General features: G+C 66.4%; 13 protein-coding genes. 3 read left to right on the top strand and 10 right to left on the bottom strand.

Annotated elements, in window-relative coordinates; translation table 11 throughout:
* Window positions 1-80: 80 nt before the first annotated feature.
* Both C8E99_RS00180 and C8E99_RS00175 read right to left on the bottom strand, forming a co-directional pair.
* On the bottom strand, window positions 81-311 hold the full coding sequence (locus C8E99_RS00180; protein WP_115930577.1) for a hypothetical protein: 231 nt from the start codon (window positions 309-311) through the stop codon (window positions 81-83).
* Window positions 312-382: 71 nt separating this feature from the next.
* Entirely contained in the window at window positions 383-934 is a 552-nt protein-coding gene (locus C8E99_RS00175) for a recombinase family protein (protein ID WP_115930576.1), read from the bottom strand.
* A 501-nt stretch (window positions 935-1,435) separates the two neighbouring features.
* Between C8E99_RS00175 and C8E99_RS00170 the strand changes: the two genes are divergently transcribed.
* Window positions 1,436-2,194 carry a hypothetical protein gene (locus C8E99_RS00170; RefSeq protein ID WP_115930575.1) on the top strand — a complete coding sequence of 253 codons (759 nt, stop codon included), beginning with the start codon at window positions 1,436-1,438 and terminating at the stop codon, window positions 2,192-2,194.
* A 207-nt stretch (window positions 2,195-2,401) separates the two neighbouring features.
* Here the strand turns inward: C8E99_RS00170 and nrdH are convergent, their stop codons facing one another.
* Window positions 2,402-2,644: a glutaredoxin-like protein NrdH gene (gene nrdH / locus C8E99_RS00165; protein ID WP_115930574.1), complete on the bottom strand. Its 243-nt coding sequence runs from the start codon at window positions 2,642-2,644 to the stop codon at window positions 2,402-2,404.
* A gap of 31 nt (window positions 2,645-2,675) precedes the next feature.
* Window positions 2,676-2,942 (bottom strand): hypothetical protein, encoded by a 267-nt coding sequence (locus tag C8E99_RS00160; protein ID WP_115930573.1) that lies wholly within the window; start codon window positions 2,940-2,942, stop codon window positions 2,676-2,678.
* A gap of 911 nt (window positions 2,943-3,853) precedes the next feature.
* Between C8E99_RS00160 and C8E99_RS00155 the strand changes: the two genes are divergently transcribed.
* Both C8E99_RS00155 and C8E99_RS15690 read left to right on the top strand, forming a co-directional pair.
* Window positions 3,854-4,096 carry a hypothetical protein gene (locus tag C8E99_RS00155; RefSeq protein ID WP_147301131.1) on the top strand — a complete coding sequence of 81 codons (243 nt, stop codon included), beginning with the start codon at window positions 3,854-3,856 and terminating at the stop codon, window positions 4,094-4,096.
* On the top strand, window positions 4,071-4,271 hold the full coding sequence (locus C8E99_RS15690; protein WP_147301130.1) for a hypothetical protein: 201 nt from the start codon (window positions 4,071-4,073) through the stop codon (window positions 4,269-4,271). Before C8E99_RS00155 ends, C8E99_RS15690 begins: the two co-directional genes overlap by 26 nt.
* Window positions 4,272-4,572: 301 nt before the next feature.
* Here the strand turns inward: C8E99_RS15690 and C8E99_RS00150 are convergent, their stop codons facing one another.
* The 6 genes from C8E99_RS00150 to C8E99_RS00125 all read right to left on the bottom strand — a co-directional run bounded on the left by C8E99_RS00150 (window position 4,573) and on the right by C8E99_RS00125 (window position 10,157).
* A complete protein-coding gene (locus C8E99_RS00150; RefSeq protein WP_245951999.1) occupies window positions 4,573-5,199 on the bottom strand; it encodes a vitamin K epoxide reductase family protein in 627 nt (208 codons plus the stop codon).
* Between the two features lie 234 nt (window positions 5,200-5,433).
* Window positions 5,434-5,748, bottom strand: a complete 315-nt coding sequence (locus C8E99_RS00145) for a metal-sensitive transcriptional regulator (RefSeq protein WP_211308958.1) — start codon at window positions 5,746-5,748, stop codon at window positions 5,434-5,436.
* A 32-nt stretch (window positions 5,749-5,780) separates the two neighbouring features.
* Window positions 5,781-8,102, bottom strand: a complete 2,322-nt coding sequence (locus C8E99_RS00140) for a heavy metal translocating P-type ATPase (RefSeq protein WP_115930569.1) — start codon at window positions 8,100-8,102, stop codon at window positions 5,781-5,783.
* A gap of 64 nt (window positions 8,103-8,166) precedes the next feature.
* Window positions 8,167-8,388: a hypothetical protein gene (locus C8E99_RS15970; RefSeq protein ID WP_211308957.1), complete on the bottom strand. Its 222-nt coding sequence runs from the start codon at window positions 8,386-8,388 to the stop codon at window positions 8,167-8,169.
* Window positions 8,385-8,597 carry a heavy-metal-associated domain-containing protein gene (locus tag C8E99_RS00130; RefSeq protein ID WP_115933089.1) on the bottom strand — a complete coding sequence of 71 codons (213 nt, stop codon included), beginning with the start codon at window positions 8,595-8,597 and terminating at the stop codon, window positions 8,385-8,387. The genes C8E99_RS15970 and C8E99_RS00130 overlap by 4 nt, the downstream gene beginning before the upstream one ends.
* Window positions 8,598-8,954: 357 nt before the next feature.
* Complete coding sequence (locus C8E99_RS00125) at window positions 8,955-10,157, bottom strand: DUF418 domain-containing protein (RefSeq protein ID WP_170144488.1); 1,203 nt, start codon at window positions 10,155-10,157, stop codon at window positions 8,955-8,957.
* Window positions 10,158-10,159 lie beyond the last annotated feature (2 nt).

Here is a 10,159-nt window from a genome sequence, read left to right as displayed (position 1 = left end):
TCGGAACCGTGCGCGGGCACCCGATGGGGCGCCGGAGGGCAGGAACGTCTCGACGGACTCTGCGAGCGTCCCGGCGTCGGCTACCGGTGCAGGTCCGGCTGGTCGCGTTCCATCTCGGCCCGAACGATTTCCTCAGCCTGCGCCCTCGCCGCGTTCAGCCGTCCGACCTTCTCCAGGTTGGTCTCGCCCGCCGGGTCCGGGCCGGCGACCTGAACCGACAGTTCCCCCACGCTGTTCTCCGTGTCCTGCCCCAACGTCGTGAACCACATCTCCGGGTCCGGTATCAGGGCGTATTGGGTCGGGGCGAGCATCTTCCAGGTCTACTGTGCGTGCTTGCCGAACCTGTTCATAGCGAACCTCCTCGGGCTCGGGAAAGAGGAAATCATCGAGGGACACCTGGCCTTCGACCTGCCGGACTTTGCGAGCTCGGACCATCAAGGGGCTCCCGGGGTGAGGAATCAGGGTTTTCCTCGGCGTATCCATCCCCGACCAGGCCATCCTGACGCAGAGCGCGAACCACGGTGGACCGACTGACCTTGAACTTGCTCGCGATCCGGTCCAACGACCGCTGTTCGTCCTCGCGGAGCCGGCGCGCTTCGCGCACATCACGAAGTTGCAGACGCGGTGGCCACCCGCCCTTGCCCGCCGCTGCGGCCAGTCCGGCCATGGTGCGTTCGCGGATGAGCTCGCGCTCCATCTCCGCCACCGAGGCGATGATGTTGAACATCAGGCGACCCTGTGGGGCCGTGGTGTCGACGCCCTCGGACAAGGAGCGGAAAGCGACGCCGCGCTCCTTGAGCGAGTCCAGCAGTTCCACCAGGCCGCGCACGGTCCTGCCCAGGCGGTCGACACCCTTGCGTATCCCAGGGACACACTCTCGGGAACGAGGATCGGCTCCTCCGCGTCCACCAGTCGTTCCGGCCGGTCCATGCACCCTCCCTACCGGGTCAGAATTCGTCTCAGACCCTGGCGGCGAGCATAAATGTTCGTACTTGGTTTGTGACTAACTCAGGGGCTCACAGCAGCGTGTCAGAACTAAGCGTCGACAAACCGACCGTTTCTGAACGCACTCGACATGCATGAGTACTTTCTTCATTGTCACGGACCGATTGCGCGTATGCACGAAGCAACGACCGGCTAATCTGAGCAAGTCTCACCGCACTCACCGTTTCACCGCACCTCAGAGGAGGAAGCAGGGCCGGAGCCCCACAAGCCTCGCCCTGCCCAGATGCCCATGCCCCAAAAGACCCGATCCTCAATGGCCCGAAAGACCGCGCTGTCCGCAACTGTTTTGGCACTGCTGGCCACCGCCGCATGTGGAAGTCCAAGCGCCAGCGCCCCGTCATCCGAACCGCCCACCGACTCGGCTTCACCTAGCCCGTCGGAAACTGGCCCCCAGCCAGCCAACCAGGAGGTCTACGACGAGACCCTGGCCTTGCTGGACGAACAGGGCATCGAGGCAGGTGAGATCGTGGAACACGTCAGCGGCCCCTACCTGGGCATCGAACTCACCCTTAACCACGAGCTCGCCACCGACGACTGGGTCACGGGGGCGGACCTGCCCGATGGTTGGACGGAAGAGGACCGTGCCGCCGCGGCCACTTTCGGCCTGAACACCATCATCGCCGGCGCCATCAACAACGTTACGAACGACGCAGAGGACACCCCCGAGGGGATCCGCAAGCCGATCAACGACATGCTCCTTACCACGGCCACGGACGAGGCCGAGGCCTTCTTCCAGGAGAGGATTGAGGACCACGGCTGGGCCATGCCGGTCCAGGGCACTCCGTTACTGCTCGCTGAAGGATTTCGGGGGGCCGGTTATGACGGCGTGTATGACGGCCTGACCCCTCGGGTCAGGACCGTGGACTCCGAGGTCTGCAACATCCAGCCGTGGGACGGCGGCATGTTCCACGAGATGTCCGTCGACCTGGACCTGAACATGGCCATCGCCGACGGCACCTCCACGGTGGAGCCGACCCGGATGCTGGCCCAGTACAACGTGGTCAAGGACGAAGAGGGGAATTACGGGCTGAACACGTTCCAGTACAACTGGGCCCTGAAGGGCGGGGAGAACACCGCGGCAAAGATGGCCGAGGAACTCGGCGTGGAGGTCGGTGACATTGCCAACCTGGATCTCGGGGGGGCCGACTCGGACTTCTACTGCGACTGGGATGACAGCTGGGCCCTCTGAGGCGACGCACACTTCTGCACCCGGATCAATCCAGGATTCGGGCGCATCACTCTCTGAGCTGAGCAGACTTATACCGCGGCCATGATGCTCCGGGCTTGTTCTTCGATGTGGTTCCTGAGTGTCGGTAGCGGCTGGGACACAGGAAGGGCCGAAACTCCTCGGCCAGCAGATCTATGGCTTCGAGCTGCTCAGTCACAGCCGCCGGGGTCATACTTTCACCCCCTTGACCAGGCCGTCGATCTTGTCTGGTCGGAAGCCGGACCAGTGCTCGCCGTGCGGGGTGATGACGACGGGGGCCTGCATGTAGCCCAGGGCCCGCACCCTTTGCAGGGCCTCGGCGTCCTGGGACAGGTCCACGGTCTCGTAGGCGATGCCCTTGTTCTCCAGGGCGCGGTAGGTGGCGTTGCACTGCACGCAGGCGGGCTTGCTGTAAACGGTCACGGTCGTCATGGTCTGGTCCTTTCCAGTGGAACCCTCACGCTCAGGGACCGTGGATCAGGTCAGGGTCGATGCCCTCGCCGAACTCTGCGCCGGGAAAGCATCGCGGGTGGATGCCGCTGGTGATTTGCTCCCGGAGCCGGTGATCGACCTCGGGCAGGGCGTCCTGTACGGGCTCCCCCTCGATCAGGGCATCAGCCCCGGCTTGGGGTACGGTGATCCATCCCTGCTGTCCGCAGAACGGGCAAGTGGGGGTCAGGATGTCGGCGCAGTTATCTTGCATGCTGTCGTAGATCGCGTGGTGACTCATCTCGGGTTCCTTCCGCCGTGGGGGTGTGGGTTGTTCCTCTCCCCCCGTATTTTTTTGCCTGCTGGCGAAACGAAGTGAGCTGCCCCGGACGGAGCCGGCATCAACCCGTAGGGCGGTGGAGGAGAAAAGCTTGGGGAGGAAAGAAGCGACCGAGGAACGAGGAAGCGCCGACCCAAGGTTTCCGGGGGAACCGGCCCCGACGAAGGAGGAGCTTGTGCCGGTGGAGCCGGGGCGCATAATCCGAAGGACAGCAGGCAAAAAAGGAGGTCGGCCCGCCACGGCCGGCGTCCTGGTCCGCCGCCGTTCCGGCGGACCAGGACAAAACAGTCGGCCGCGCCAGCGGCCGCCCGTGTGTGGTGTTCCGAGCGAGCGAGGAACACCACTGTCCCCGGCTCGGGCAGATCCTGCGGGTGTTCGGTGTCCAGCACCGGGGTCTTCTCCTGGTCGGTCCAACCGCGCCTGCCACATCCCAGGGTTCACACAGCCGGTATCGGGTTGACTGACAAGTCCGTTCCCTACGCTGGGGAATGCCTCATCCAGGTGCGAGTGATGAAGGTGCGAGTGATGACAGGGCCCCGGGCCCGGCTGCGTGATTCAGTTGCGCAGCCGGTTGCCCGGGGTCTCGCCACGTCCGCTGGCGCCGAGGATCGTTGGGCTTTGGTGTCCCACTATGCGACCGGGAGGTCCCCCTGCAGCAATTCAGACCCCCTTTGCGCCGGGCTGATCGAAAAATGGTCCTGCCCGTGCCTGCGGTCTTGCTCGGCATCCGGATCACCGTGCAGTCCAACCACCGCCAGCGGGCCTCGTGCTAGCGACCATGGACGGCCCCTCGGCCGTGGCACCCGGCGGCCGGCGGCCGGCGTCAGAGTGCCCGGGGTTCGCGGACGATCGTGCTGCTGGGCACCGACGGGGTGGGGAAGACAACCGCGGCCGCGGCCTTGGCTGCCGCCGAGCTCAAGGCAGGCAGGCCCGCGTTGGTGCTGCGCAACCGGTCCTGTCGCCGTTGGCTGCTGCGCACCGCGCACCGCTTCGGCAGGGAACTGCCCGCAGTGTGGGCGCACCGGATCGAAACCGTGGTGCGCACCGCCAACGTCCTGCTCGCCCACGCTCGGGCCGGGCGCCGGGCCGGTGGAGACCGACTCGAAGCGCTATGACTTCGCCGTGGGCCTCGACGGTGTCGTGGCCTTCGATCAGCTGGACCCGGGCGACCGGGTGTCGCACTGGGCGCAGGGCCCGGCGCTGAGCACGGCCCGGCTGGCTTTCAACCCGCATGCCGCGGCCGATCAGCAACTCACCGACGAGACGACCGGGGCGTCAGCGTGGGGTTGACCTTCACCGCAGAGGGAGACCTCCGGGCCAACAGCGAAGGCCGACCAGCCCCGGAGAACGCATCCTGTACCTCGGCCGGCGAGCTCGAACAGTGCCTCACCACGACGACTCAGGTTCGCGTGCAGGGCCCTGCGGAACCGGTCCAGGACCGAGCCTGGATCGTCTCACAGTGAGCGGTTCGCGGCCTACGGCTCGACGAACCTCAGATCGAAAGTTTCCGAATCGGAGCTCATCCGGACGTGGCCGATAGTCTGTCCGACCCTTTCCAAGACCCGTCCTCGCGAAGGGGAGGAGCTTCGATTTAGAAGAAGGCGTTCGAGAAGCGCAACATGATCGAGGCCAGCACCCCGACGTACAGCAGGATGATGATCGGCCAGGACCACTCGGCGGCGAACTTCCTCGCCCCTGCCGACGCCGGGATCACGCCGTGCTGGAGATTCCGGGACGTCAACAGGACGAACATCGGGATCATGGCGGCCCAGACGATCATGCAGTACAGGCACAGGATGTTGATCTCGTAGACCGCCTGACTCCACAGCCAGACGATGAAGGCGAAGCCGGCCAGGACCCCGAGATTCATGCCGAGCCAGTACCACCGGGCGAACCGGGCCCGGGCGAACAGTGCCATGGCGATGGTGATGACGATGGGGAACGCCACCATGCCGATGAACTGGTTGGGGAAGCCGAAGAGCTGCGATTGCCAGGTCTTCATGACCTCGCCGCAGGACACCCAGGGATTGAGATCGCAACTGGTGATGTGGTTCGGGTCGTTCCACAGCATCACCCGCTCCATCACGAGCACGACCGTTCCGTACATGCCGATCAGGGCGGTGACCAGCAACACCCACGCGGTGCCGAGAGGGCGGGCGTACCAACTCAGGGGGCGAGGCGCCTCAGTGCCGGAGGCAACTTCTGCGAGGGAATTCACGGTTCCATAGTAGATCGTTGGCCCGCACCCCTGCGGTATCCCGTCATCCGTATTAGTCCCAATGCCGTTATGGGCCCCACTCTGACATCACACTTCCGTCGGCACCGCGAGTGTCTTAAAGGGGTATACACACCCGACGGCCCCAATGGCGAGTTAGCCGTGGATCACCTTGTTGCGATCGCGAGGGCCCCGTCCGCTAAACGGTGGGTATGACTCTGAGGTGCTGGCGGTCGGTCAGGAGCGGACGAGACGTGCGATGGCGTCCGAGGCTTCCTTCATCTTCGCTTCGGCTTCGTCTCCACCGAGCTGGGCGGCATCCACGACGCAGTGCTTCAGGTGGTCGTCCAGCAGTCCCAATGCGACCCCGCGCAGGGCGGACGTGAGAGCAGAGACCTGCGTGAGGATATCGATGCAGTACTTCTCTTCCTCGACCATGCGGTGGATGCCGCGGGCTTGTCCTTCGATGCGCTTGAGACGGGTCAGGTACCGGTCCTTGTCGGAGATGTATCCGTGGTGCGCGGCTTCGGTCGCTTCGGCGGGGGTGGTCATGGTGGTCTCCACTCGGTCAGGCGTCATACGTTTCAGGTGGTTAGGGTGTGGGCCGGCTGGGGTTCCGGCGCTGGACTGGCGGCCTGCACGGTAGTGCTGGCCTTGCTGGTGAAACCACGTAGCCGGAGGCTGTTGCCGACCACGAAGACGGACGAGAAGGCCATGGCCGCCCCGGCAAGCATCGGGTTCAGCAGGCCCAGGGCGGCCAGCGGAATCGCAGCGGTGTTGTAGGCGAAAGCCCAGAACAGGTTGGTCTTGATCGTACCCAGGGTCTTGCGCGACAACCTGATCGCGTCCGCGGCGGCACGCAGGTCCCCGCGGACTAGGGTGATGTCCGCTGCCTCGATGGCCGCATCGGTACCGGTGCCCATGGCCAGGCCCAGATCCGCTTGGGCCAGGGCCGCGGCGTCGTTGACGCCGTCACCGACCATGGCCACGACCTGCCCGCGATCCTGGAGCTCGGTGATGATGCGGACCTTGTCCTGGGGCATCACCTCGGCCAGGACCTCCTCGATGCCCACCTGGGCGGCGACTTGTTCGGCCACGGCCTGGTTGTCACCGGTCAGCAGGACCGGCTTGAGACCCAGGCTGCGGAAGAGGGTGATGGCCTCGGCACTGGTGTCCTTGAGGGCATCGGCCACCACCAGCACACCGCGGACCTGTCCGTCCCAGGCCACGACGACGGCGGTCTGGCCGGCGGATTCGGCTCGGGCCTTCGTGTCGGCCAAGTCGGTCGGCATGGTCAGGGACCAGTCGGCCAGCATGGTCTCGCGGCCGACGACGACCAGATGTCCGTCGACCACGCCCTGCACACCGCGGCCTTCGTGGTTGGCGAAGGTCTCCGGGACCGGCAGGGAACCAACGCGTTCGGTGGCACCGCGGGCAATGGCCTGGGCGATCGGGTGCTCGGAGGCGTCCTCCACGGCACCTGCCAGACGCAGCAGCTCGTCCTCTCCGGTCCCGGCGGAGGGGTGCACGCCCTGTAGGGTCATCGTGCCGGTGGTAACGGTGCCGGTCTTGTCCAGCACGATCGTGTCCACCTTGCGGGTGGACTCCAGCACCTCCGGGCCCTTGATGAGGATGCCCAGCTGGGCGCCGCGGCCGGTGCCCACCAGCAGGGCGGTGGGGGTGGCCAGGCCTAAGGCGCAGGGGCAGGCGATGATCAGCACGGCAACGGCGGCGGTGAACGCGGCCGCGGCCGGGAACCCGGCACCGAGCCAAGCAGCCAGGGTGGCCACGGCGATAGCAATCACGATCGGCACGAACACCCCGGAGATCCGGTCGGCCAACCGCTGGATCTCTGCCTTGCCGGTCTGGGCGTCCTCCACCAGCCTGGCCATCTGCGCCAGCTGCGTGTCGGAGCCGATGCGGGTGGCCCGTACGAGCAGGCGGCCGCCGGTGTTGACGGTGGCCCCGGTGACCGGGTCGCCCTCGGCGACCTCGACGGGCACGGACTCGCCGGTGAGCATCGAGGCGTCCACAGCACTGCGGCCGGTAACCACGACGCCGTCGGTGGCGAACTTCTCCCCGGGACGCACCACGAACTCATCTCCCACGGCCAGTCGGTCGGTGGGGATGCGGACCTCGGTGCCGTCGCGTAGCACGGCCACGTCCTTCGCGCCCAGGTCCAGCAGCGCGCGCAACGCGGCCCCGGCCTGGCGCTTGGAGCGCTTCTCGAAGTAGCGGCCGGCCAGGATGAACAGCAGCACCCCGGCGGCGACCTCGAGGTAGATGTTCCCGGCCCCGTCGGTGGGGGCCACGGACAGCTCGAACGGGTGGGTCATCCCCGGGGTCCCTGCGGTGCCGAGGAACAGGGCGTACAGCGACCACAGGAACGCCGCGATGGTACCCATTGAGATCAGCGTGTCCATGGTGGCGGTGCCCTGGCGCAAGTTCATCCAGGCGGCCTTGTGGAACGGCCAGCCGGCCCAGACGATCACCGGTCCGGCCAACGCCAAGGACAACCACTGCCAGTACTCGAACTGCAGGGCCGGGATCATCGCCATGGCGATGACCGGGATGCCCAGCACCGCGGCGCCGATCAGCCGGTGCCGCAGGGACACCAGCTCGGCGTCGGGACGGTCATCTTCCCCGTCCTGGTCCTGCCGGCCAGTGCCGGGCAGTGTGGCGGCGTAGCCCGCCTTCTGAACCTCGGCGACCAGGGACTGGGGGTCGTAGCCGGCCGGGGCGCTGATCCGGGCTTTCTCGGTGGCGTAGTTCACCGTGGCGGTGACGCCCTCGAGCTTGTTGAGCTTGCGCTCAATCCGGTTCGCGCACGAGGCACAGGTCATCCCGCCAATCGCCAGTTCGACATCGGTACTGCCCGCTTCAGGCGCGACCAGGGGTGCAGACATGGGGTTCATCCTTCTTCCGGTGTCGCCGGGGGGCCCGGTCACACTCATTGATCATCGGCCGGGGTCAGTGGTCGTCGTCCGTGTCGGCTGACTCAGGCGATTCGGCGGGGGCGGGGTGTTCCTCCTGCCCGTCGGCGGGGTGCTGGTCCATCCGCAGCTCCTCGGCCTGTTGTTTCCAGGCTGAGACCGTTTCGTACGGCACGAGGGCTCCGCCGGCCGCGAAGGAGCCGGCGAAGACCACCGCCAGCCCCGCGGCGTAGGCCCCCAGCCGTCCGGCAGCATTCACGCCGACCGCACCGCCTGGTAGCCGGCCTCCTGCACCGCAGAGATGACCGCGGTTTCATCGACGGGTTCGGCGCCGGCGACCACGAGCGTCCCGTCCTGGTGGCTCACCTCGACCGACTCGACGCCGGGAACCTCCTCCACCTCTTCGCGCACCGACATCTCGCAATGCCCGCAGGTCATTCCGGTCACCTGAAATTCAGTGGTGTTCATGATCTCTCCCAATTGGACTTCATACCCCAGGGGGGTACATGTACAGTCCTATTCATACCGGCAGGGGGTATCCCTGTCAAGGGCGATCGGGAAAGAAAATGAACCAAGCTGGAATCGCCATCCGGCTCGCGATCGACAGCGTGGGTGCCGTTGGCACCCACGCACAAAAGTGTCGAATGTGGATTGCCAGCACGCACACCATTGGCCTCAGGAAGAAGGTGAAATGACTTGAGCTTGGCGGCCGCGTTCGTCTATGGAGTGATCAGGCTTCAGTCGGATCCGGTTCATGCCGATTACGCAGCGCAGTGCTGGGTACGGGAGATCGTGGGCACGCTTATCGGCAGTGGACGGCGCTTGTTACCCGTTCCGTTCGGATGTCGTTTTCCGCGGCGGCAGGCGCAATAGTATCTCCAGTGGTCCGGTCCTGAACCAACGGGTCCATGCCCAGGAGAAAGCCGCCGCTGCAGCGACCAACACGACCGTGACAAGGATCCCTTCGGCCAGGGAGTCCGGGCCGGGGCGGACGATCACGGCCAGGGCTAGCAGGTGTCCCACGTAGACGGTCAGGGATAGTCGGCCGGTGGCGGATAGCACGGACAGATACCGGGACGCGAACGTCTCCCCCATCAGGCACAGCCCCAGCACGAACAGTGCGGCCCCGGAACTGGAGGCCAGCCACAACGGCATCTGCGAATGGGCGGTCGCGGAGATGAGCCTGTCCATTCCCACGGTCCGGCCCGGCTCGCCCAGGACCAGGATGAGGACCTGCGAGAGCAGGTACGCGCCCACGGCTGCCACCGCGCCCCATAGGATCAGCCGTCGGTGCAGGGCCGGGTTCCTCAGGTCGACGCGACCGAGCAACATCCCTGCCAGGAAGGGTGCCGCCCACACCACGATCGGGTAGGACCCCGTGAAGAGGATGCCGCCCAGGATCTCAGCGGGTGGGTCCAGCAGGGTCGGCTCCGTGACTTGGAAGGCGTCAGATTCCCTCCGCACTGCCAGCCAGATCAGCGGGCCGAGGACCAGGGATGCGCCGGACAGTGCGGCCAGCAACCAACCGGGTGCCTTCAGCAGTGGCAGGCAGGCGATGAACAGGAGCCCATACAGGGGCAGGATCACACTCGCCTCGTGGCCGGCCAGCTGCAGGGCCAAGCCGCCGACCAGCAGCAGCGCCGCCCGCCACAGGAGAGTACGCCACGGCACGGGTGCACCGCCGGGGTCGCGCACGGACCGGGTCATGATGGACGTCCCCACCCCGGCCAAGAGCATGAACAGCAAGGAGGCCCGTCCCAGGGGGAGGTCGTACAGCGTGCCCAGGAAGCCGTCGACGCCCCGGGGGCCTACGTTGACGGCGATCATCCCGATGATTGCCGTCGATCGGGCGATGTCCAGACCGACCAGCCGTCCGCCTCGCCTACTGTCGTCGGACTGTCCGTCGACGGCGCGTCCCATGCCGGCTCTGCGGGCGTCACGTCCCGGTTGCCCGGTGTCGCCGTCGGATGAGTGCGGGGTCCGCCGTTCGCCGTCGGGCTGGTCGAAGGAAAAGGGGACAGTGCCCATGG

The sequence above is a fragment of the Citricoccus muralis genome (genome assembly GCF_003386075.1).
In the GTDB taxonomy this organism is placed as follows: domain Bacteria; phylum Actinomycetota; class Actinomycetes; order Actinomycetales; family Micrococcaceae; genus Citricoccus; species Citricoccus muralis.
Note: the sequence above shows the minus strand (reverse complement) of the source record. Positions and strands in the feature narration are given on the sequence as shown.